The sequence below is a fragment of the Allomuricauda sp. MMSF_3307 genome (assembly GCF_030733585.1).
GTDB lineage: Bacteria > Bacteroidota > Bacteroidia > Flavobacteriales > Flavobacteriaceae > Flagellimonas.
The window spans coordinates 105740-129460 of the sequence record NZ_JASHIQ010000004.1 but is presented as its reverse complement, the minus strand read 5'-3'; the positions used below and the strand labels follow the sequence as shown (position 1 = coordinate 129460).

The 23721-nt window shown below is 45.1% G+C and carries 17 protein-coding genes; 11 read left to right on the top strand and 6 right to left on the bottom strand.

Annotated features, from left to right (window positions below):
• The first annotated feature begins 19 nt into the window (after positions 1–19).
• Positions 20–1195 (top strand): acetyl-CoA C-acyltransferase, encoded by a 1176-nt coding sequence (locus RBB12_RS11345; protein WP_179385394.1) that lies wholly within the window; start codon positions 20–22, stop codon positions 1193–1195.
• 20 nt (positions 1196–1215) lie between these two features.
• Complete coding sequence (locus RBB12_RS11340; RefSeq protein ID WP_306014345.1) at positions 1216–1968, top strand: C40 family peptidase; 753 nt, start codon at positions 1216–1218, stop codon at positions 1966–1968.
• Positions 1969–2018: 50 nt separating this feature from the next.
• On the opposite strand, the gene RBB12_RS11335 is transcribed toward RBB12_RS11340, so the two are convergent.
• A complete protein-coding gene (locus tag RBB12_RS11335; protein WP_179385396.1) occupies positions 2019–3281 on the bottom strand; it encodes a tetratricopeptide repeat protein in 1263 nt (420 codons plus the stop codon).
• Positions 3282–3338: 57 nt separating this feature from the next.
• Entirely contained in the window at positions 3339–5861 is a 2523-nt protein-coding gene (gene gyrA, locus RBB12_RS11330; protein ID WP_179385397.1) for a DNA gyrase subunit A, read from the bottom strand.
• Positions 5862–6122: 261 nt separating this feature from the next.
• Between gyrA and RBB12_RS11325 the strand changes: the two genes are divergently transcribed.
• Positions 6123–8681, top strand: a complete 2559-nt coding sequence (locus tag RBB12_RS11325; RefSeq protein ID WP_306014346.1) for an ATP-dependent Clp protease ATP-binding subunit — start codon at positions 6123–6125, stop codon at positions 8679–8681.
• 161 nt (positions 8682–8842) lie between these two features.
• Entirely contained in the window at positions 8843–9262 is a 420-nt protein-coding gene (locus RBB12_RS11320; RefSeq protein ID WP_179385399.1) for an STAS/SEC14 domain-containing protein, read from the top strand.
• A gap of 3 nt (positions 9263–9265) precedes the next feature.
• Here RBB12_RS11320 and RBB12_RS11315 read toward each other — a convergent pair whose 3' ends face one another.
• The gene (locus RBB12_RS11315) at positions 9266–10801 is read right to left on the bottom strand and encodes an NAD(P)H-hydrate dehydratase (protein ID WP_306014347.1); all 1536 of its coding nucleotides are present in this window, start codon (positions 10799–10801) and stop codon (positions 9266–9268) included.
• A 257-nt stretch (positions 10802–11058) separates the two neighbouring features.
• Here RBB12_RS11315 and thrA point away from each other — a divergent pair, with 257 nt between their 5' ends.
• From thrA to thrC, 3 genes are read left to right on the top strand one after another with little or no spacing between them, the layout of a single operon-like run.
• Positions 11059–13503: a bifunctional aspartate kinase/homoserine dehydrogenase I gene (gene thrA, locus RBB12_RS11310; RefSeq protein ID WP_306014349.1), complete on the top strand. Its 2445-nt coding sequence runs from the start codon at positions 11059–11061 to the stop codon at positions 13501–13503.
• 3 nt (positions 13504–13506) lie between these two features.
• Complete coding sequence (locus RBB12_RS11305) at positions 13507–14430, top strand: homoserine kinase (RefSeq protein ID WP_306014351.1); 924 nt, start codon at positions 13507–13509, stop codon at positions 14428–14430.
• Positions 14431–14435: 5 nt separating this feature from the next.
• Positions 14436–15731 (top strand): threonine synthase, encoded by a 1296-nt coding sequence (thrC, locus tag RBB12_RS11300; protein WP_306014352.1) that lies wholly within the window; start codon positions 14436–14438, stop codon positions 15729–15731.
• On the opposite strand, the gene RBB12_RS11295 is transcribed toward thrC, so the two are convergent.
• Positions 15728–17344: an aminopeptidase P family protein gene (locus RBB12_RS11295; RefSeq protein WP_306014353.1), complete on the bottom strand. Its 1617-nt coding sequence runs from the start codon at positions 17342–17344 to the stop codon at positions 15728–15730. The genes thrC and RBB12_RS11295 overlap by 4 nt on opposite strands.
• 141 nt (positions 17345–17485) lie before the next feature.
• Between RBB12_RS11295 and gcvT the strand changes: the two genes are divergently transcribed.
• The 4 genes from gcvT (at position 17486) to RBB12_RS11275 (ending at position 20513) form a co-directional block, all read left to right on the top strand.
• A complete protein-coding gene (gene gcvT, locus RBB12_RS11290; protein ID WP_306014354.1) occupies positions 17486–18574 on the top strand; it encodes a glycine cleavage system aminomethyltransferase GcvT in 1089 nt (362 codons plus the stop codon).
• Positions 18575–18581: 7 nt separating this feature from the next.
• The gene (locus tag RBB12_RS11285) at positions 18582–19400 is read left to right on the top strand and encodes a sugar nucleotide-binding protein (RefSeq protein WP_293287613.1); all 819 of its coding nucleotides are present in this window, start codon (positions 18582–18584) and stop codon (positions 19398–19400) included.
• A 49-nt stretch (positions 19401–19449) separates the two neighbouring features.
• Positions 19450–19737, top strand: coding sequence for a 4a-hydroxytetrahydrobiopterin dehydratase (locus RBB12_RS11280; RefSeq protein WP_293285212.1), 288 nt, complete (start codon positions 19450–19452; stop codon positions 19735–19737).
• A gap of 65 nt (positions 19738–19802) precedes the next feature.
• Positions 19803–20513, top strand: a complete 711-nt coding sequence (locus RBB12_RS11275) for a YebC/PmpR family DNA-binding transcriptional regulator (RefSeq protein WP_306014355.1) — start codon at positions 19803–19805, stop codon at positions 20511–20513.
• Between the two features lie 179 nt (positions 20514–20692).
• On the opposite strand, the gene RBB12_RS11270 is transcribed toward RBB12_RS11275, so the two are convergent.
• Positions 20693–22816, bottom strand: a complete 2124-nt coding sequence (locus RBB12_RS11270; protein ID WP_306014356.1) for a M28 family peptidase — start codon at positions 22814–22816, stop codon at positions 20693–20695.
• Positions 22817–23164: 348 nt separating this feature from the next.
• The gene (locus RBB12_RS11265; RefSeq protein WP_306014357.1) at positions 23165–23707 is read right to left on the bottom strand and encodes a 1-acyl-sn-glycerol-3-phosphate acyltransferase; all 543 of its coding nucleotides are present in this window, start codon (positions 23705–23707) and stop codon (positions 23165–23167) included.
• Positions 23708–23721: the final 14 nt, after the last annotated feature.

Genomic DNA, 23721 nt, shown 5'->3' with positions numbered 1-23721 from the left:
CAGGAGTAAAAATGCACATATGAAAAAAGTAGTAATCGTATCCGCCGCAAGAACCCCAATTGGGAGCTTTATGGGAGCCTTATCTACCGTTCCTGCCCCAAAATTGGGCGCTGTGGCCATAAAAGGCGCTTTGGACAAGATTGGTCTTAAGCCAGAACTGGTTGAAGAAGTATTGATGGGGAACGTGGTACAGGCCGGAACTGGACAGGCCCCTGCGAGACAGGCCGCTATTTTTGCCGGAATTCCGAACACTGTTCCCTGTACCACGGTGAACAAGGTATGTTCTTCGGGAATGAAATCGATCATGCAAGGGGCACAATCCATTGCTTTGGGCGAAAATTCCATTGTTGTGGCCGGGGGGATGGAAAATATGAGTTTGATACCGCACTATGCCTACATGCGAACAAGTACCAAATTTGGTCCTTCCACTTTGGTGGATGGTATGCAAAAAGATGGTCTTGTGGATGCCTACGATCAAAACGCGATGGGTGTATGCGCCGATGCCTGCGCCACTGAATATAAGTTTAGCAGGGAAGATCAGGATGCCTATGCCATCCAATCCTACAAAAGATCTGCCGAGGCCTGGAAAGCCGGAAAGTTCAATAATGAGGTAGTACCCGTAGAGGTGCCCCAACGCAGAGGAGAGCCCATTATAGTAAGCGAGGACGAGGAGTTCAAAAATATCAAATTGGAAAAAGTACCGGCATTAAGGCCTGCCTTCACCAAGGATGGAACGGTGACCGCCGCAAATGCTTCCACCATCAACGACGGGGCAGCGGCAGTAGTGCTTATGAGCGAAGAGAAAGCCAAGGAACTGGGACTTACCCCATTGGCCACGATAAAAGGGTATGCCGATGCTGCCCACGAGCCGGAATGGTTTACCACTGCACCGGCAAAGGCATTGCCTAAAGCACTGGACCGAGCGGGAGTTTCCATTGAGGATATTGATTATTTTGAGTTCAACGAAGCCTTCTCGGTAGTGGGATTGGCCAACATGAAAATTCTAGGCCTCACCGATGCCAACGTTAACGTTAATGGTGGTGCGGTTTCCCTAGGTCACCCATTGGGATGCTCAGGTGCCCGGATAACCATTACCCTTTTGAACATATTGGAACAGAACAATGCCAAATTGGGAGCTGCAGCCATTTGCAATGGTGGTGGTGGTGCGTCGTCCATTGTTCTGGAAAGAAATTAGTGATTCAATCCGTACCGTAAATGCAATATGGAATTTGTCCTCTAAGCGTTGTTCCTATTCGAACAAATCCGGACGATGGTGCCGAAATGTCATCCCAATTATTATATGGGGAGCATTTCAAAGTTTTGGAAAGTCGAAAAAAATGGAGCCGTATACGGACCGCTTATGATAAATTTGAAGGTTGGATAGCCAATAATCAGCTAACGTTCATTTCCGAACCTGTTTACCATGAATTGGAGGGCTTGGAGACCCAAAAAGTCTGTTCCGACCTAATTTCCCATATCTGCACGCATGATGGCATGTTATTGCCCATTTTAATAGGCTCCATGGTCAATGCGCCGACTTTAATGCAACATTCCTTTGAGGGCAGCGTATGCCATGGTAAAAAATCAAAAGAGAGTTTGGTCGACACGGCTACCTTATACCTAAAGGCCCCCTTTTTGGCCGGAGGGAAGACCCCTTTTGGTATCGACTGCTCGGGCTTTACGCAAATGGTCTATAAAATAAATGGATATACGCTGGCCAGAACGGCCGTGGAACAATCCAAGCAAGGCGAAGCGTTGAGTTTTATAGAGGAGAGTGAACCGGGAGATTTAGCCTTTTTTGATGATAACGAAGGGATCATCGACCATGTAGGCATCATATTGCAGGACAACTACATTATCCATGTGAACGGTCATGTCCGGATTGACAGAATAGACCATACTGGCATATTCAATACTGAGGAAAAACTGTACACCCATCAACTTAGGGTCATTAAAAAAGTGATATAAAAAAAGCCCCAACATATGGGGCTTTCTTTTTATAATCTTTGGGATGATGACTACTCTCCCAATAGCTTTTTAATCCTCATGAAGTTTTCATTGTCGCCCAAAGCGCCGTAGATATTCTTCAATTGAGTAAGGATGCTTTCGTTGTCTGGATTGGATTGTAACGCATCTTCCAAAACGGTAGCACCTTCCCTGAACAGGCTGTCCTTTTTATCTTTAAGCTCGTCATACTTGGCGATATCGGCCTTGGAAGTTCCCAAAGCGTTCATTTCGTCGATAAGACCATTACCTTCGTTCACGTAGGTGGTGGAAAGGTTCAACAATGCATTGATATAACCTGGGTCGATGGCCAATGCTTTTTTGTAAGCATCCCTTGCATCTTCCAAATTACCTTGCTCCATGTTGATTACACCAATATTATAGAGCAAATCTGGATTATCTGGTGCCATGGCAGATGCCTGTCCCATCAATTCCTTAAACTTCTCCTTATCGCCCATGGTGTAGTGCAAGTTAGCCTCGCCCAAAACCAAGTTGACATCGTCCGGATTTTCCGCCCTTGCATCGGCATAAGCTGCAATCGCTTTTTCATTTTCTCCCATTTGTTGGTAGATCAACGCGATATTTTTAACGATTTCCGGCTTTTTGGATGGATTCACTTCTTCTTTGGGATCCTTGTGCGTTCCCGCTTTTACATAAAGGTCTCGGGTCGACTTGTCCATGGTCTCTGTTTCCCCAGTTTCCACATTCACTGCTGTGTAGGTCACAGATTCACCGTTATAGCCGAGGTCCTTAAGCTCCTTATAGTATTTAAGGGCTTCATCGTAGTGTTGTCCATTAACGGCACTACTGGCCGCGTAATATAGATACACGGTATCGCGAGGGCTAAGTTTGTAACCCATGTAAAGCTTTTCGGCAGCTTCGGCAAACTTTTGGTTGTTGTTGTCCTCAACGGCGGCGTTGACCAAATCAGCGGTCATTTGCCCCATTTTCTCCCGGGCCACGGAAGTATACTTTTCCTTTCCGCTGGCTTCTTCCACGGCAATCACCTTTTTATAGGCATCCAAAGCGGATTGGAAGGAGGCTACATCACCTTTTTTGGCCAATTCGTAGTTGGCATTTCCCAAAAGGGCATAATACTCGGCCTGATCTTTTTCCTTGGCCGAATCAATGGTAGAAGCAGCACTTACCAATGCAGCTTTTGCAGCTGCGGCATCACCGTCCTTTAACGCCTTTTCCGCCGTCTTCATCTCATCCTTTTGGGCAAAACCCATTGCGGATACTCCTATGGCTGTTAGTATTAATAATCTTGTTTTCATGTTTAAAATTGAAATTATTTAGTGTTTATCGATTACTCCTTAATATACAAATTATTGTTATTCGTCCCTATTTTCATCAATAGCCGTGCCATCTTCTCCTTTTACCTCGATGTCACGTATATCAACCTCATCGACATCATCGTCTTCCTTAACGACTTTGGCCACTGCGGCGATGGAATCGTTATCCTTAAGATTGATCAAGCGCACCCCTTGGGTAGCTCTTCCCATAACTCTTAGGTCCTCAACCCCCATTCGTATAGCAATTCCCGATTTATTGATGATCATCAGGTCATCCGTATCCGTCACGTTCTTAATGGCGACCAAACCACCTGTTTTCTCGGTGATGGAAATGGTCTTCACCCCTTTTCCGCCACGGTTGGTTATACGGTAATCCTCAATGTTGGAACGCTTCCCGTAGCCCCTTTCGGAAACCACCAGGATATCGTCCTCAAAATTGTGTACCGAAACCATACCTACAACTTCATCGTTGTCATCGGCCAAGGTAATACCACGAACACCGGATGCATTCCTGCCCATTGGCCTTGTCTTGGATTCCTCAAAGCGAATGGCTTTCCCTGATTTAAGACCAAGGAATATCTGACTGGTACCTGTGGTCAGTTTAGCTTCCAAAAGCTCATCATCCTCACGAATGGTGATGGCATTGATACCATTTTGTCGTGGTCTGGAATACTGCTCCAAAGATGTCTTTTTGACCGTACCCTTCTTGGTGGCCATAATCACAAAATGACTGTTCACGTACTCCTCATCCTTAAGGTCTTGGGTACAGATAAAGGCTTTTACCTTATCATCCTGCTCAATGTTGATCAAGTTTTGGATGGCCCTACCCTTGGATGTCCTGCTTCCTTCCGGAATTTCGAACACACGCATCCAGAAACACTTTCCTTTTTGTGTAAAGAACAGCATATACTGGTGATTGGTACCCACAAATAGATGTTCCAAAAAGTCCTCATTACGGGTGGATGAGGCTTTTTGCCCCACTCCTCCCCTGTTTTGGGTCTTGTATTCGGAAAGTGGTGTTCTTTTGATATAACCTGCGTGGGAAATGGTAATGACCACTTGCTCATCAGGAATCATGTCCTCAATGCTCAAATCTCCACCGGCATAATTGATTTCAGACCTTCTGTTGTCACCGTATTTATCCTTGATCTCCAAAAGTTCATCTTTGATGATCTGCATTCTGCGCTCTTTCTTCTCCAGAATGTCCTTAAGGTCTTCGATGGTTTTCAACAATTCGGCATGCTCTTCGCGCAGCTTGTCCTGTTCCAGACCTGTCAATTGGCGCAAACGCATTTCCACAATGGCCTTGGCTTGGACTTCTGTCAACTTGAAACGCTCCATCAAACTGTTTCGGGCTTCTTCCACATTGGCGGACCCTCGGATGATGGCTATGACCTCATCGATGTTATCGGAGGCTATGATTAGTCCTTCCAAGATATGGGCCCTGTCTTCAGCTTTCTTCAGCTCGAATTTGGTACGTCTTACAACAACCTCATGCCTGTGCTCTACAAAATGGTAAATAATATCCTTGAGGTTCAACAATTCAGGCCTTCCGTTGACAAGTGCGATATTGTTCACACTAAAAGAGGACTGAAGCGCCGTGTACTTGTACAACATGTTGAGTACAATATTTGGAATCGCGTCGCGCTTTAGAATGTAAACGATACGCATCCCGTTCCTGTCGGACTCATCACGAATGTTGGATATGCCTTCTATTTTCTTTTCGTTGACCAAATCGGCGGTTTTTTTGATCATATCCGCCTTGTTGACCTGATAAGGGATTTCGGTAACAACGATACATTCCTTTCCTTGCACCTCTTCGATATTGGCTTTGGCACGCATCACTACACGACCGCGACCAGTATGGAAGGCCTCTTTTACACCATCATACCCATAAATGATTCCCCCTGTTGGGAAATCGGGAGCTTTGATGTGCGTAATCAATTCATCGATTTCGATGTCATTATTATCAATATAGGCAACGGTACCGTCCACCACTTCGGAAAGATTGTGCGGCGGCATATTGGTGGCCATACCTACGGCAATACCCGAAGCACCATTTACCAAAAGGTTGGGAATACGGGTTGGCAGTACTGTGGGCTCCTCAATGGTATCATCAAAATTGAGCTGATGATCTACGGTATCCTTATCGATATCGGCCAACATCTCTTCGGCGATCTTGCGCATTTTGGCCTCGGTGTAACGCATGGCCGCTGGACTGTCACCGTCCACGGAACCAAAGTTACCTTGGCCATCGACCAACATATACCTAAGGCTCCATTCCTGGGCCATACGGACCATGGTATCGTAAACGGAAGAATCACCGTGTGGGTGATACTTACCCAAAACCTCCCCTACAATACGGGCCGATTTTTTGTGCGAACTATTGGCCCTAACCCCTAAATCGTGCATTCCGTAGAGCACTCTTCGGTGGACCGGTTTTAAACCATCACGAACATCTGGCAGGGCACGTGACACAATGACCGACATTGAATAATCAATGTAGGCAGATTTCATCTCATCCTCAATGTTGATAGGAATTAACTTTTCTCCTTCCGCCATCCTTATTTTGTATTGTTATTTTGTGGTTAAATTATCATGGCAATATACAGAAAATAGCAGCCTTTATAACCCTTTGCGAATACTTTATTAAAAAAATTATCAACAGTTGGGCTATTGCGGATGATGCCATAATAAAGGTTTGTTAAATCGCCAAAAAACATTAATTATTCCGACATTTACCATTACTTTATCGAATAAGGGTACGGTATTTGACCACCATAACAATACTTTTATTAATTTTAATTGCTGAAAGAGAAACGTATGGACGATAATTTTTCCCCCCGCGTAAAGGACGTTATAGCATACAGCAAGGAGGAAGCCCTCAGACTGGGCCATGACTTTATTGGCACGGAACACCTGATGCTCGGTCTTTTAAGAGACGGAAATGGCAAAGCCATAAATATATTGGATGCACTCGATGTGGACTTGGACCACCTGCGTAGAAAGGTGGAAATCCTGAGTCCGGCAAACCCAACAAATACGGGCACTATGCAGAAAGATAAGAAGAACCTTCACCTCACCCGCCAAGCGGAACGGGCGTTGAAGACCACTTTTCTGGAAGCAAAGCTTTTCCAGAGTTCTTCCATCAACACAGCGCACCTATTGCTCTGTATTCTGCGGAACGAGAACGATCCGACTACCAAGCTGTTGCACAAACTGAAAGTGGATTACGATAATGTCAAGGAACAATTCAAATCCATGATCACCAGCGACGATGATTATATAGATACACCCCAAGCGGAATCTTTCCCTGGGGACACAGATGATATGGGAGATAGCAAAGAAAGTTCCTTCGGCTCCGGTGCTTCGCAAAAAGGAAGCAAAAAGTCCAAGACCCCGGTTCTGGACAATTTTGGACGGGACCTTACCCGCTTGGCCGAGGAAAACAAATTGGACCCCGTAGTGGGCAGGGAAAAGGAAATTGAGCGCGTTTCTCAAATATTGAGCAGGCGCAAAAAGAACAATCCTCTCCTTATTGGTGAGCCCGGTGTGGGTAAAAGTGCCATCGCCGAAGGATTGGCATTGCGCATTATCAACAAAAAGGTTTCCCGAATCCTGTACAACAAAAGAGTTGTGACCTTGGATTTGGCCTCTTTGGTGGCCGGAACCAAATATCGTGGACAGTTCGAGGAGCGGATGAAAGCCGTGATGAACGAATTGGAGAAAAACGATGACATCATACTATTTATTGATGAGATACATACCATCGTAGGAGCCGGTGGGGCAACGGGCAGTTTGGATGCTTCCAACATGTTCAAACCTGCATTGGCAAGGGGCGAAATACAATGTATCGGTGCCACCACTCTGGATGAGTACAGACAGTACATTGAAAAAGATGGTGCCTTGGAACGTCGTTTCCAAAAGGTAATGGTTGAGCCTACCTCTGTGGAGGAAACTATTGAGATCTTGATGAACATCAAGGCCAAGTACGAAGAGCACCACAATGTCAATTACACGGACGAAGCCATTTTGGCCTGTGTTAAATTGACCAACAGATATATGACCGACCGTTTTCTACCGGACAAGGCCATAGACGCCTTGGATGAAGCCGGTTCGCGTGTACACATCGTCAATATGGATGTTCCCAAGCAAATCTTGGAGCTGGAAAGCCAATTGGAAGATGTGCGCGAATTAAAGAACAGTGTCGTCAAAAAACAGAAATACGAAGAGGCGGCCAAACTGAGGGACGACGAAAAACGTCTTGAAAAGGAATTGGCCACCGCTCAGGAACGCTGGGAAGAAGAAAGCAAACTGCACCGGGAAACCGTTACCGAAGACAATGTGGCCGATGTAGTTTCCATGATGAGCGGAATTCCTGTAAATAGAATTGCACAAACCGAAAGCAACAAACTGGCCGAACTGCCCAACCTCATCAAAGGTTTTGTTATCGGTCAAGATGAAGCGGTATCCAAGGTTGCCAGGGCCATACAACGGAACAGAGCAGGACTTAAAGACCCGAACAAACCCATAGGCTCGTTCATTTTCTTGGGACAGACCGGTGTCGGTAAGACCCAGCTGGCCAAAATCTTGGCCAAGGAACTCTTTGACTCCGAAGATGCCCTTATCCGAATCGATATGAGCGAGTACATGGAAAAGTTCGCCATATCGCGATTGGTGGGAGCGCCCCCCGGATACGTAGGCTATGAAGAAGGTGGACAATTGACGGAAAAAGTTCGTCGCAAGCCATACTCCGTAGTGCTACTCGATGAGGTGGAAAAAGCCCACCCGGATGTATTCAATATGTTGCTGCAGGTATTGGACGATGGCTTCCTAACGGATAGCCTTGGACGCAAAATCGATTTTAGGAATACCATCATCATCATGACCTCCAATATTGGGGCCAGACAGTTGAAGGATTTCGGGCAAGGCGTCGGTTTCGGAACAGCTGCCAAAAAAGCGCAGGCCGACACCCACCAGAAAAGTGTCATTGAAAACGCCCTTAAAAAGGCTTTTGCCCCTGAATTCTTGAATAGGATAGACGATGTAGTGGTCTTCAACCCATTGGAGCGGGAGGATATCCACAAAATCATCGACATCGAGCTCAACAAACTGTACCAGCGCATCAAGGATATTGGTTACGAACTAAAACTATCCGACGAAGCCAAGGATTATATTGCTGACAAAGGTTTCGATAAACAATATGGGGCACGACCGCTAAAGAGAGCCATCCAAAAGTATATTGAGGATGCTCTGGCGGAAGAAATCGTAAATTCCAAATTGGAAGAGGGTGATAGCATCTTCATGGAACTTGACGAGAAAAAAGAGGAACTCACCATCGAGATTAAAAAAGCAGAGAAATCACCGGAAGCCGAAAAGTAACTTCACGGGATGATCATAAAAAAGAAAGCTGACTGACGTCAGCTTTTTTTATGCCCTGTATTTACCGTATAAACGATATTTTAGCGTTTAATCTATTATTTTTTCGTTAAGTGTAATCCACACATACTTTCGTAAGCGAGACACTATAATTACACTTGGGGATGAAAATAACTTCTAATAAGAAGACTGTGGTGGTACGCGAGTATCAGCTGGAGGTGGGAACCGTGCAGGTCTTTGACAACTACATGGTCGCTTCTTTCGATGAAGGTGCCACCATTACACTGGAGAGGACCTATCAAATCATCGGTATTTCTGAAATACATTTTAGGGACAAGGACTTTGGTTACATCAGCCTGAGAAAGAATTCCTATGCGATAGATCCCACCGTGTACAATTATTTGAGGGGGTTGGACAACCTCAAGGCCTTCGCCATCGTTTCCAAGAAAGAAATTGACATGCACAATTTCAATATTGAAAAGATGTTCTACAAAAAACCCATGGAGTTTTTTATCGAATATGACAATGCCCTAGCTTGGGTACAAAAAAGACTAGGTCTCAAAAAAGGCCGGAACAGCGCTTAATCCTCAAGCATTGTCCTTCTGTTCCACTTCGGGTTGACGAAATAGTTCTTTATAAGCGTTCCCGATATGTTCCACAAGATCGGATGCCTTCATGGCCTCATATCCTTTTACCGACACCGCCAAATCCCCTGCCAAACCGTGCAGGTAAACACCAAATATGGCTGCTTCTAAAGATTCGTATCCTTGAGCGATAAGACCCGTGATCATTCCTGTGAGCACATCGCCAGACCCAGCGGTTGCCATACCGGGATTCCCCGTAGTGTTTACATAGCCTTTATCCTTGTATACGGTAATCGTATGCGCCTCTTTAAGTACAAGGACCACGTCATACTTCGCCGAAAAGGCCATGGCTTTTTCCAATTTTTCAAAATCTGAATTCCAATAGCCCATTAGGCGGGCCAATTCTTTCGGATGGGGGGTCAGTACCGACATCTTCGGCACATCATTCAACATTTCCGGGTTTTGGGACAAAATGTTCAACCCATCGGCATCGATTACCATGGGCGCGTCGGAACTCTTCAAAAAACTGGCGTAGGCCGAAACCGTATCATCGTCCATGCCCATTCCCATACCTACCCCAACAACGGTGGCCTCAAATGGAATTTCAATATCTGAAATGTACTTTTCACGGGAACCTGTCAAAACCATAAGCTCTGGAACCGCAGTTTGTAGGGAATCGTAACCGCATTTGGGCACAAAGGCCGTTACCAATCCGCTTCCAACAGTCAAACAGGCATTGCTCGCCAATTGAACGGCCCCAATTTTCCCATAACTTCCTCCTATAATGACCGAATGGCCATAATTTCCCTTATGCGAAAATTTTAATCTAGGTCGATAAAGCGGCAAAACCTCTGGTCTACCAATCAATTCAAACGCAGTCTCGGTCTTGGCAATGTAATCAGCATCCAGACCTATATCCAAAATCTCCCATTGGTTGAGATACACACCTGTCTCTGGCAAAAAGAACACCAACTTTGGAAATTGGAAACTGAGCACATAACTGGCCTGTATTACGTATTCGGGTTTCCATGGAGCTTTGTCCACAGGCAACCCCGAGGGAATATCAACAGATAAAACAAAGGCCTGGGAAGCATTGATATGGGCAATCAAATTTCCCACCCAATCGTCCGGGGCACGGTTGAGACCAATCCCAAAAATAGCATCTACAATTATGTCATTGGCCGATAGTTCAGGCAGATCACTTTCCTCAGCGATCACATTGGGCCACACTTTGCTCTCTTTTAACCGTTTCAGATTCAGCAGAAAATCCTCCGAACGCTTATCGCTATAGTTGACCACATGTACCTTGATAGAGTACCCATGTTGCTGCAACTTTCTGGCCAGTACCAAACCATCGCCACCATTGTTGCCAATACCACAAAACAATTGAATATTTACTTGGGTGCCCCGCAAACGGGAATGCAGCCACTCAAAGAGTTGGTCCGCAGCTCGTTCCATAAGCTCTTCGCTCTTTATCTGTTCTTTTTCAATTGTGGATTTATCAGCTTGATAGATTTGATCGGCAGAAAATATTTTCATTCAGCAAAAAATATGGTGTATTAATACAGATTTCGCAAAACCAACTCGTATGATTTGATGCGGTTATCAAAAATACTACATTTAACACCTCAATTGTGAGCAATGGAGATAAAACAAACGGATAACAACTGGAATTTGATGAATACTGGTTCATCTATCTTCACCATTACCATTACCACCCCTTTGGGGTAAGTCTGCTATATATCAATCCGTCCGTTTTTTAATCTGTTTACAACTTTTTTCAACACCTTTTATTTATGAAAGTTCTAAAATTTGGAGGCACTTCCGTAGCCAATCCAGAAAACATCAATAAGGTCAAATCTATCTTGGCCCAACAGAAAGAGCAGCAAATTGCGGTAGTCGTTTCCGCCTTTGGAGGGGTGACCGACGTGCTTCTTAACGCCTCTCAAGCGGCCTCCCAACAAGATATCAACTATAAAAATAGCCTCAAGGCGATTGAAGATCGGCACATCTCCGCTATTCGGGAACTGATTCCCGTCAAATCCCAAAGTGCGGCCCTGAGCAAAGTGAAAAGTGAACTGAATGTATTGGAAACCCTTTTGGAAGGTTCCTTTTTGATTGGGGAGATAACGCCAAAGCTTTCCGATAAAATCGTCAGCTATGGGGAACTCCTTTCCTCATTTATTATCAGTGAATTTTTGAAATCCGAAGGATTGGATGCAGTTTACAAGGACAGTAGGGAACTCATCAAAACCGATAACCATTTTGGCAAGGCCAATGTCGACTTTGCAATCACCAATGCCAATTGCAAGGCCTATTTTGACTCCGCCGAACATCAAATCACCCTATTGCCCGGCTTTGTCGCTTCCAGTAAAAGTGGTGATTTGACTACTTTGGGCAGAGGAGGCTCCGACTACACTGCTGCAATCATCGCCGCCGCTGTGGATGCCGATATGTTGGAAATATGGACCGATGTGAGCGGAATGTACACGGCCAACCCCAAGTTGGTGAAACAGGCAAAGTGCGTGGCCCACATCAGCTATCAAGAGGCCATGGAACTTTCCCATTTTGGAGCCAAGGTACTCTATCCGCCTACCATTCAACCCGTATTGGGCAAGGAAATTCCGATTGCCATAAAAAACACTTTCGACCCAAAAAACCCAGGTACGCTAGTAGCCAAAAACACCAATGGAAATGGCAAAACCGTCCGAGGCATCAGTCATGTGGGCAACATTAGTCTATTATCACTTGAAGGTCCTGGGATGATTGGAATTCCGGGCATCTCCAAACGCTTTTTTGAGACGCTTTCGGTCAAGAACATCAGTATTGTGCTGATCACCCAAGCCTCATCCGAACATTCCATCTGCGTTGGTATTGCCGACCAAGATGTGGATGTGGCAGCGGAGGCCGTAAACGAAACTTTCGAATTCGAGATTTCTACCAAAAAGATAAAGCCGGTCATCGTTGAAAAAGACCTTACCATTGTCGCCTTGGTCGGAGATAATATGAAGAGCCATCAAGGACTGAGCGGTAAAATGTTCAGCACCTTGGGCAAAAACAACGTGAACATTCGGGCCATTGCACAAGGAGCATCCGAGCGGAACATATCGGCGGTCATCAAAAAAGAGGACGTCAAAAAGGCGCTCAATTCGCTTCATGAAACCTTTTTTGAGGAAAACATCAAGCAGCTCAACCTTTTTGTAATGGGCGTTGGTAACGTAGGCTCCAAATTCTTGGCTCAAATCCGTCAGCAGAAAAAATATTTAAAAGAAGAGCTAAAACTGAATGTACGCGTCATCGGCATGAGCAACTCCAGAACCATGGCGTTTGATGAAAACGGGATTTCCCTCAAGGATTGGGAAAGCATATTGGAGCAAGGCGAACCGGCGGACAAGCAGAAATTTTTCGACCGCATCAATACCTTGAACTACCGCAACAGCATTTTTGTGGACAACACGGCGAGCGAAGAAGTCTCGAAAAGCTATGCAAGCTACCTCAAAAACAGCATTTCGGTGGTGACCTGCAATAAAATTGCCTCTTCTTCGGACTATACCTACTACAAGGAGTTGAAACAATTGGCCAAACAATATAATGCCCCCTACCTCTTTGAAACCAATGTTGGTGCGGGATTGCCCATCATCGACACCTTAAAGCATTTGATTGCCTCTGGGGACAGGGTCAGAAAAATACAGGCTGTGTTATCGGGCAGTCTCAATTTTGTCTTTAACACCTTCGATGATTCCACCACCTTTCACGATGTGGTAAAACAGGCACAGGAACAAGGCTACACCGAACCAGACCCGACCATCGACTTGAGCGGCGTGGACGTGATGCGAAAGATTTTGATATTGGCCAGGGAGAGCGGTCATCAATTGGACATCGATGACATTGAAAATGAATCCTTTCTGCCAAAAGAAAGCTTGGATACCGATTCGAATGAAGCCTTTTTTGAAAGCTTGAAAAAATATGAGGACGATTTCCAAAAATTGTACAGCGACGCAGCTGCGAAGGACTGCAAATTAAAATATGTGGCACAGTTTGAGGATGGAAAGGCGAAAGTGGGCCTACAGCAAATTCCCAAGGGGCACGATTTTTATAATTTGGAAGGCAGTGACAATATCGTTTTGTTCTTTACCGACCGTTATGTGAACCAACCCTTGATCATAAAAGGTGCCGGAGCGGGGGCAGATGTGACTGCATCGGGTATCTTTGCAGATATTGTACGAATCGGAAACTTTTAACCCATGGAAGAAATCAAGGTATTTTGCCCAGCGACCATAGCCAACGTATCCTGTGGATTTGATGTGCTCGGTTTGGCGTTGGATTCGGTGGGTGATGCAATGACGGTTCGCAAGATTCCCGAAAAAGGGATTCGTATTTCAAAGATCATGGGGCAAGACCTTCCTTTGGAAGCTGAGAAAAATGTTGCAGGTGTTGCTGGTTTGGCGCTTTTGGACAAAAGTGATTACAAGGGCGGATTTGAGATTGAAATTGATAAGCGCATCAAACCTGGGAGCGGTATTGGTAGCAGCGCAGCCAGCTCCACTGGAGCGGTTTGGGCCATGAACGAACTCTTGGGGAAGCCCTTTTCAAAGCTCGAATTGGTCGAGTTTGCCATGCAGGGAGAAAAACTAGCAAGCGATGTGGCCCACGCCGATAATGTAGCCCCGGCCATTTATGGTGGATTTACATTGGTCCGTAGCTACGAACCTTTGGACATTATCCCCATACCGACACCTTCGGAATTGTACGCAACGGTAATCCATCCGCAAATTGAAATCAAGACATCCGATTCCCGAAAAATTTTGAAGACGACCATTTCCATGCAACAAGGCATTCGGCAATGGGGCAATTTGGGCGGACTCATCGCCGGGCTTTTTCAAAATGATTATGATTTGATAAGTCGTTCCTTGGAGGACCATATCGTAGAACCCATCCGTTCCATTTTGATTCCCGCTTTTGACGACATCAAGGCCAACGCCTTAGAAGCAGGGGCACTCGGCAGTGGTATTTCAGGCTCCGGACCCTCCATTTTTGCCTTGAGCAAAGGTGAAATGATAGCCCAACAAGTGGCAGCATCCATGAAGGAAACCTATCAAAATATAGGTATCGATTTCGACATTCATATTTCCAAAGTAAACAGCCAAGGCGTAAAAAAAATTACCTGAACCCCATGAAATTTTACAGTTTAAACAATCAACATATACGGGCATCGTTCAAGGAAGCGGTCATTGCTGGAATTGCACCGGATAAAGGCCTTTACTTTCCTGAGAAAATTACTCCACTGAATACCGATTTTTTTAAAACTATTGAAAAGCTTTCCAATCACGAAATAGCTTTCAAAGCCATTCACCAGTTTGTGAGCGACGATATTCCCGATGAAGTCCTGAAAGAAATCATAGCGAACACCTTGGATTTTGAGTTTCCAGTGGTTGACATTGAAAAAAATGTAGCCACTTTGGAGCTTTTCCACGGGCCCACCATGGCCTTTAAGGATGTCGGCGCCCGATTTATGGCAAACTGTTTGGGCTACTTTTCACAAGGGCAAAAACAGGATGTTACGGTATTGGTGGCTACTTCTGGAGATACTGGCGGTGCTGTTGCCAATGGCTTTTTAGGGGTTGATGGGGTAAAAGTGGTCATCCTCTACCCCAGCGGCAAGGTGAGTGAAATCCAAGAAAAACAACTGACCACCTTGGGCCAAAATATCGAGGCCATGGAAGTGGATGGTGTTTTTGACGATTGCCAGCGTATGGTGAAGACAGCGTTTTTGGATACTGAAATCACGGACCATAAAAAATTGACCTCGGCAAATAGCATCAATGTGGCCCGATGGCTGCCCCAACTGTTCTACTTTTTGTTTGCCTACAAGCAAGCCAAATCAAAAGGAAAGGATATCGTATTTTCGGTGCCTTCGGGTAATTTTGGAAATGTTTGTGCTGGAATGGTGGCCCAAAAATTGGGCATGCCCGTCAAGCATTTTGTAGCATCGACCAATGTTAACGATGTGGTCCCTAAATACATGGAAAAAGGTGTATATGAGCCCATGCCTTCCGTAGCGACAATTTCCAATGCCATGGATGTGGGAGACCCCAGTAATTTTGTGCGGATAAGGCATTTGTACCAGAACGATTTGGAAACACTTCAAAACAACCTCTCCTCCTATTCCTTTTCGGATGAATCTACCAAAAAAACCATGAAAGAGGTGTATACCAAAACGGGCTACGTAATGGATCCCCACGGTGCAGTGGGATATCTTGGGTTAAAGGAATATCAAAAATCCCACCCCGATACCTTTGGTATTTTCTTGGAAACGGCCCATACCGTCAAGTTTTTGGATGTGGTGGAAGCAACACTGGGTATAGGCCCAGCTATTCCCCCGCAGATTCAGAAAGTGATGGACAAGGAGAAAAAATCACATCGAATTGGGAGCTACGAGGAGCTGAAACAGTACTTGCTGCAGCATTAATCCAGTTTGGGCAGTTTAAAACTGTCCAACGGACTAGGCTGCTTCATCACTTCCTCGATGGCCTCGGTGGTTCGTGGTGCCATGCCGGAAAGGTTGACAGGCCCATCTTCCGTAATCAAGATATCATCTTCGATTCGAACAGCAATGCCCCACCACTTTTCATCACAGGCACTGTTTTCGGGTATATAAATTCCTGGCTCAACAGTAATCACTTGATTGGGCTTGAAGGCTTGGTAGGTACCTGCATCGTGGACATCGAGCCCCAAATAGTGAGAGGTTCCGTGTGGAAAATAGATTCTCGCCTCTTTGGCATCCTTAATGATTCCGAGATCCATCAACCCTTGGGTCACCACCGTTAAAGCGGCCTTGTGCGGCTCGTCGAAGGATGCACCGACGACACTGGCAGCAATCCCGGCTTCCTGGGCGTTATAAACGATGTCGTAGATAGCTTTCTGCTCTGGCGAAAATTTTCCATTGGCAGGGATAGTGCGGGTCACATCAGCAGTATAACCATGATATTCCGCTCCCAAATCCATCAGCACCAAATCATCTCCTACCTTGGTCTTGTTGTTCTCGATGTAGTGAAGAATGCAACCGTTATGGCCACCGCCCACAATCGAGGGATAACCCTCGTACTCGGCACCATACCTTTTGTACACATATTCGTGAACGCCCTGTATCTCAGTCTCGGACATATTGGGGTGCATGGCCTTCATCACCTCTATTTGACCTACTGCGGAAATTTCGATGGCCTTTTTGAGCAATTTCAATTCCTCTGGGGTTTTGTCCTGTCGTAATTCGGCCATCACCGAAGGCAGGATACTGGAATCCAGATTGGAAGATCTTTGGACCACGAGCACTTTGTTTTTGATTTCATCGCGGATCTCATCGGAATTCGCCTCCACGAAATCGTTGAGCAAATCATCTTCTTGCAATTCGGGATTCCGCTCCATAAATCTTTGGATAGTTTCAGCGACCTCAGCGGAATTATCGGCGGTTGCCCCAGCAATTCTTTTGTACAACTGGTTTCGTATAGGGTTATAATCGGCAGGGTAGTTTGCCTTTATCTTGAAGGTTTTGACCAAATCAAACAAATCTGCCGTTCCTGGTTTATCACGATAGTCGTTATGAAAATCAACAAAGGAAACGTTATCAAAAGATTGAAAATCCAAGGGGAAATTCTCAAATTCACTACCATTAAAAACCATATTAAAACCCAGCTTTTCCTTGACGCCTTCAACACCCAAGCGTTTTCCGGTCCATTGCTCGGCTCTTGCATTTCGCTCTTGCACGTAAAATATTTCATCAAACGTATTTCCGGAGGCATCGGTCTGGGTTTCGGAGAAAAGAATCAGCACGGCATTCGGCTCCTTGTACCCTGTCAAATAGTAAAAATTGGGGTCCTGATGGTACACGTAGTCCACATCGTTTGCCCGATTGCGTTCTGCGTTGGCAAAAAGCACTACTGCGGTATTAGGAGGCAGTTTAGCTCTTACGGCATCCCTTCTATCCTTATGAAAATTGGCCGGAAGATAGTCAGTGGGCAAATCCTGGGAAATCCCAGCGGTTATGAATAAAATAGCCGACAAATGGCTCCATTTGATTTTTGACATGATTACATATTTGGATGAAAATACAAATTTTGGGCATATCAAATATGGAATATGACCTCAGTTTTAGCAAAATCATAATACCCGAAAATAAGGGTATCCTTAATTAATTCTATAAATTTGCCCATCGTAAAATTAGAGCCGATGAAAAATACTGCACTTACCGAAACGCACAAAGCGTTGGGAGCCAAAATGGTGCCCTTTGCGGGTTACAACATGCCCGTTTCTTATGAAGGTGTAAATGTGGAACATGAAACCGTTCGCAAGGCGGTGGGTGTGTTCGATGTGTCACATATGGGCGAGTTTTTGGTCGAAGGGCCCAAAGCTTTGGAACTGATCCAGAAAGTGACGACCAACGACGCTTCCAAATTGACCGTCGGCAAGGCGCAGTACAGTTGCATGCCCAACGAAACGGGGGGTATTGTGGACGACTTGATCATTTATCGGGTCAAGGAAGAAACTTATCTTTTGGTGGTGAACGCATCCAACATTGATAAGGATTGGGACCATATTTCCAAATACAACGAGACCATTGGTGCCGACATGAGAAATATCTCAGAAGAGTATTCACTTTTGGCCATTCAGGGCCCAAAGGCAGTGGAGGCGATGCAAAGTTTGACTTCTGTTGATTTGGCGTCCATTAGCTTTTACAGCTTTGTGGTAGGGGATTTTGCCGGTATTGAGCATGTCATCATTTCTGCAACGGGTTATACTGGTTCGGGCGGTTTTGAAATCTATTGCAAAAACTCCGAAGTACAACAGGTATGGGACAAGGTGTTGGAAGCCGGCGCCGATTTCGGCATCAAGCCCATTGGTTTGGCGGCCCGTGATACGTTGCGTTTGGAAATGGGCTACTGCCTCTACGGAAACGATATTGACGAAACCACCTCCCCGTTGGAAGCTGGCTTGGGCTGGATTACCAAATTCACCAAGGAATTCGTGAACAGCGAAAACCTATCGAAGGAAAAGACAGACGGATCTAAAAGAAAACTTGTTGCCTTCCAGATGGAGGAACGTGGGATTCCAAGGGCTGGCTATCCAATTTTGGACGGTCAGGGCAATCAAATAGGCAAGGTGACCTCGGGCACCATGTCCCCCTCCCTTTCCAAAGGAATCGGTTTGGGATATGTTACCATGGAACATTCCAAGGTGGAATCTCCAATTTTTATTCAAATACGAATCAACAAGGTTCCTGCAACGGTGGTAAAACTGCCATTTTATAAAAACACTTAGTTAGCCTTTGGATAAAAAAAAGATATTGATATTAGGAGCGAGCGGATTTGTGGGCAATGCCATATACAAAGAGCTTTGCTCCTATTTTGATACCTATGGCACCTATTATTCCAATCGTTCGTTTGCCAAGAACAAGCAGTTTATGCGCTACGATCTGGAAGAGGACGACATTTTTCAGGTATTGGAACAGGTGCGTCCGGACATTATTGTATCGGCCCTTAGGGGAAACTTTCCCGCCCAGATACAGGCACATCAGCATTTGATGGAGTATTTGGTCCGGACCAAGGCCAAACTTTACTTTATTTCTTCGGCCAATGTGTTCGACGCTTACAGCAAATTTCCATCCTACGAATATGACAAGACCTTATCGTTGAGTGTTTATGGTAGGCTCAAAATCAAGATCGAGAACATGATGATGCGGTTGCCCAAGGAAAAAACGGCCATTTTAAGGGTGCCCATGGTCTTTGGCAATGCTTCTCCCCGAATTCGGGAAATCAAGGAACATATTGAAAACAATGAACCGATTGAGGTATTTCCCAACCTGATCATCAATGTGACCAACGACGATAGGCTTACCCAACAAATCCATTACCTGATCAACAGGAACAAAACGGGAATCTATCATTTGGGGAGCAGTGACCTTATCCAGCATGAGGAGTTCATCAAAGAGGTCATAGCCCACTTGGGCAATTACCATCCCGTGTACAAAAGGGTGTACACTACCAATGAGGATAGGTATTTGGCCGCCTTGCCCAAGGATAATATCCTGCCCAAGAACCTTCGTATCAGTTGTCAGGAGATTATTGATCATCATCTGCCCGTATAAGTTTTCCATTCCCTATTTTATTGGTTAACTTTAAGAAAATGGAAATCTTATGAAGAAGTTACATACCGAAGAAATCAAAGACGCCCTTAAAAATCTATCAGGCTGGACCTTAAAAGATGACATGATTCAAAAATCTTTCACTTTTGGGGATTTTATGGAAGCTTTCTCTGTGATGACACACATTGCCTTTGCATGTGAAAAGCAAAACCACCATCCCAATTGGGAAAATGTCTACAATACCCTCAACATACACTTAAGTACACACGATGCAGGAGGTGTTACCCAAAAGGATATTGACCTGGCAAAATCCATCGAAAAAATTGTTGGTCAGCGTTAAAAATTATCGACTTGACAAAGGGGCATTTTTTGCTAAATTTGCCAGCATCCAGAATGTAAGATGTTATGGGAAGAGCGTTCGAGTTTAGAAAAGCACGAAAAATGAAGCGCTGGGCAGCGATGTCCAAAGCGTTTACCAGAATTGGGAAAGACATTGTAATGGCGGTCAAGGAAGGTGGTCCCGACCCAGATGCCAATGCAAAACTCCGTGCTGTGATTCAGAATGCCAAGGCGGTAAACATGCCCAAGGACAATATTGAGCGTGCTATCAAAAGGGCTTCTGACAAAAACCAAGGGGATTATAAAGAAGTACTCTTTGAGGGCTACGCACCCCATGGTATCGCCATTTTGATCGAGACCGCCACCGATAACAATACACGAACCGTGGCCAACATCCGTAGCTACTTTAATAAATGCAATGGTAGTTTGGGAACATCCGGTTCGGTTGAATTTATGTTTGATCACACTTGCAACTTCACTATCAACGGCGAAGGCATCGACCCGGAAGAATTGGAACTGGAGATGATCGACTTTGGGGCCGAAGAGGTGTTCACAGATGAGGACGGGATTCATATTTATGCGCCCTTCGAAAATTTTGGGGCCATTCAAAAAGAACTGGAATCCAAGGAAATCGAGATTATCTCCTCAGGATTTGAGCGTATTCCACAGGTAACCAAAGAACTCAGTGAAGAAGAGGCAGCTGATGTGGAAAAACTACTCGAGAAAATTGAAGAGGATGATGACGTACAGAACGTATATCATACCATGAAGGAATAGACACCAAATCAACAGTTTAAAAAGGGGCTGCCTAAAAAGCTATAATATTTGAACTTTGTCAGGTTGAGCGCAGTCGAAACCCATTGATTATCAATGTGTCTTAAGTTCTCGACTGCGCTCGAATTGACAAGTAGACTGCTTTTTAGACAGCTTCCTTTTTAGTTGACTCGTTTTATTTCTTATCGAATACTTTGAGCCAAAGTCAAAACCTTGTTAGCCAAGGACGAGATAGCACTGGCGTATCGTTGGTCCCACTCTTCCAATCGATCTGTGGATTTCAAGGAAATCTCATATTCCAATCCAGGTAAAATCCATGAGGCATATCCGCTAAAAGGATCTGTTGAAGCGTACAGGGATTTAAACCATGACCCATAATACATCCCTTTTTCGTCGATAAAGCTTTTTTCCAGGGTAATCAATTGCTTGTTGATGTCCTTGATCTCCTTTTTGGACAATGCGCCCGACGACAAGGCGTTGGCCAAAGCTTCATCCAAAAGCTGGGTGTTCTTTTCCAAGGTAGCAATGGATTGATCCACTTGATCAAAACCTTCAAATTCGGCATGGAATCCTTTGATTTTTTCCACGGCCTTGGCAAAGTGCCCTTTCAAATCCACAGCATATCGTTCTACATCATACGGAATCAATTCAGCATTGGCCATACGCAAAGTCATGAGTCCAGTCCATTGCTCAACGGTGCCTCCCATTTTAAACTCAGGATCTACAAAGGTTTCGTAGAAGTGAAAGCTGTCGTAGTTGGTGTGGTACAAGGTAGGGCCTCCTGCTCCACCGCTCAACGAAGGAACCCCTACATGCATATAAAAACCGATATGGTCGGAACCTCCTCCCAAATTACCAATAGTGGGCTCCTCCTTATCACCTCTCCACTGATCATAGAGCGACTTTTCCGAATAGGGGTAATCCACTTTTTTGGCCATTTCAGAGACCAAGTTTTTCAAGGTTGGAGAGGAAGATGCACCAAAGTTTTTTCCGGATACACCTCCATCAAAATTGAGGTAGGCAACCGCTTTGGCCCCCAATTCATCCTTGAGCTGCTCTACCCATTCGGAGGATCCTATCACACCGTGCTCCTCGGCATCCCAATGTGCAATCAGGATAGATCTTTTGGGACCGTTTCCACTTTTGACCAATTTTCCAATGCTTTCGCTCAGTGACAACAGCATGGCCGTTCCGCTGTTGGGGTCAGTGGCCCCGAAGGCCCAAGCGTCGTAATGGCACCCTAGAATGATCCATTCATCTGGATATTCGGTACCCTTGAATGTTCCCACCACATTGCTCACACGAACAAATTCCTTGGGTTGGTCTACAAATAGCCGAACTGTCAATTCCTCGCCACCTTCAAGTCGGTAGGTATAGGGCAAGCCGCCCTGCCATTCTTGCGGGACCGGCTTTCCTTTCATGTTGCTAATAATTTCTTTTGCCGAACCGTAGGGCAACGGTAACACGGGTATGGTATGCAAGGTAGTTTCTGATGGGTCCATCCGCTGAGCTTTCTTTTTGCCGTCCAAGGGAAGTGCAGGTTCAAAAGGGGTCAGTGGGTCTCCTTGATAGTCCAAAGTAAGAACGGAGCCCCGTTGTATGGCGCTTTCATTATAGGTGTATCCTTCGGGATAGACCAAGCCTTTGGCGTACCCACTATCGGCTGGGTCGGTATACATAATGAGTCCCGCTGCCCCATATTGCTCCGCAAATTTGGCCTTGTATCCCCTAAAATTCCGTCCATAACGGGCAATAACAATTTTTCCTTTTACATCAACACTCATTTCAGCGAGGCGTTCAAAGTCTTCCTTGGTCCCATAATTGGCGTACACCACCGCAGCGGTTACATCACCACTTCCTGAATAGGCGTTCCAGCCCTTCTCCAAGGTAGGGTCAGAAGAAAACCGGTCTTCATCCAAAATATTTTCCTGCTGGTTCAATGGCCTACGGTAGGGCGTAACCAGTTCCACTGCGGAGCTTCCGCCAGAAGTGGACATGTAAATATCATAAGGATAGAAATCCACTTTCATCCCAGCATTTTCCATGACGGTGGCCATATATTCGGCCACTTCTTCGTTGGCAGCAGTTCCGGCCACATGGGGTTTTTCCGTGAGTTTTTGAAGGTGCTCCCTATATTTTGGGAAATCCACGGTTTTCAGAAAAGTAGCCTCTGTTTGTGCTTGTTTTTCCATGGAGGAGGGGGTGTACCCGTTCCAATCTTGTGCGGATAATGTCGAAGTAAGCATTAAACCTGCAAAGGCAATGAGATACCTAGAATTTTTTCTCGAATTTTTGAGCTTGATCATTTGAGTTAGTTTTGGTTGCCTAAATATAGGGTTTATAATCCTCAAAAATTCGCCAAGCCTTGGAACCAAATCCATTTATAAAGTTTATGGAATGCTTACCACGAGGAAACAACAGCACTAAAAAATCAAAAGGACCTACAAAACTGTAGATCCTTAAGACACCTAATTAACCTAACCTAAAACAATGTAAACCACTAACTCGTACTAGGATTTTAATACCGAAAGGCAAACAAGACCTTTTTGGTAAGTCCGACGAATTGGTCGCTGTACTTTTACGTACGGAAATTAGGTAGAAGTGGTTTGGTTGTAGGGTAGAAAATCTTACGGGCAATTATTGTCACTTAAGATTCAAGGAAAACTGTAGGCTGGAATTTTGCCTTTTACCTCCCTATAGAAATCGTGAATCTTTGCAAAATCACTTTCCTGGTTATCGGTTACCCAAAATGGTTCGCCAATTTTGATTTCCTTCTTGCCAAAATCGAAGGCCACCATCACAATGGGTACCTTGGCCTTTTGGGCAATATGATAAAACCCAGTTCGCAATTGGGTTACTTTTTTACGGGTACCTTCGGGTGCCAATGCCAAGCGGAATACTTTTCGTTCTTTGAAGATTTGAACGATATTGTCCACCGTATTGGAGCTTTTGGAACGATCTACGGGTGCACCTCCCGTCCAACGAAAAAACCATCCGAACGGAGGCTTGAAAAGACTCTTTTTTCCAATGTAGTTGATTTCTTCCTTAATGACCTTTCGAATCAACAGGCCGAGAAAAAAATCCAACCAATGGGTATGCGGAATCACAATGACGACACATTGATCCAATTTTGGAAACTGTCCGTTGAGTTTCCAACCCAACAACTTAAAATAAATAAACTTCGCTAGTGACTGCATGATTTGAAGGATTC

Bases quoted from the DNA above. Each gene is read 5' to 3' on its own strand.
- thrC (WP_306014352.1), top strand. From the start codon at position 14,436: ATGAAATTTTACAGTTTAAACAATCAACATATACGGGCATCGTTCAAG.
- RBB12_RS11270 (WP_306014356.1), bottom strand. From the start codon at position 22,816: ATGATCAAGCTCAAAAATTCGAGAAAAAATTCTAGGTATCTCATTGCC.
- RBB12_RS11335 (WP_179385396.1), bottom strand. From the start codon at position 3,281: ATGAAAACAAGATTATTAATACTAACAGCCATAGGAGTATCCGCAATG.
- RBB12_RS11320 (WP_179385399.1), top strand. From the start codon at position 8,843: ATGAAAATAACTTCTAATAAGAAGACTGTGGTGGTACGCGAGTATCAG.
- RBB12_RS11295 (WP_306014353.1), bottom strand. From the start codon at position 17,344: ATGTCAAAAATCAAATGGAGCCATTTGTCGGCTATTTTATTCATAACC.
- RBB12_RS11315 (WP_306014347.1), bottom strand. From the start codon at position 10,801: ATGAAAATATTTTCTGCCGATCAAATCTATCAAGCTGATAAATCCACA.
- RBB12_RS11340 (WP_306014345.1), top strand. From the start codon at position 1,216: ATGCAATATGGAATTTGTCCTCTAAGCGTTGTTCCTATTCGAACAAAT.
- RBB12_RS11345 (WP_179385394.1), top strand. From the start codon at position 20: ATGAAAAAAGTAGTAATCGTATCCGCCGCAAGAACCCCAATTGGGAGC.
- RBB12_RS11275 (WP_306014355.1), top strand. From the start codon at position 19,803: ATGGGAAGAGCGTTCGAGTTTAGAAAAGCACGAAAAATGAAGCGCTGG.
- gyrA (WP_179385397.1), bottom strand. From the start codon at position 5,861: ATGGCGGAAGGAGAAAAGTTAATTCCTATCAACATTGAGGATGAGATG.
- RBB12_RS11280 (WP_293285212.1), top strand. From the start codon at position 19,450: ATGAAGAAGTTACATACCGAAGAAATCAAAGACGCCCTTAAAAATCTA.
- RBB12_RS11305 (WP_306014351.1), top strand. From the start codon at position 13,507: ATGGAAGAAATCAAGGTATTTTGCCCAGCGACCATAGCCAACGTATCC.
- RBB12_RS11325 (WP_306014346.1), top strand. From the start codon at position 6,123: ATGGACGATAATTTTTCCCCCCGCGTAAAGGACGTTATAGCATACAGC.
- RBB12_RS11265 (WP_306014357.1), bottom strand. From the start codon at position 23,707: ATGCAGTCACTAGCGAAGTTTATTTATTTTAAGTTGTTGGGTTGGAAA.
- thrA (WP_306014349.1), top strand. From the start codon at position 11,059: ATGAAAGTTCTAAAATTTGGAGGCACTTCCGTAGCCAATCCAGAAAAC.
- gcvT (WP_306014354.1), top strand. From the start codon at position 17,486: ATGAAAAATACTGCACTTACCGAAACGCACAAAGCGTTGGGAGCCAAA.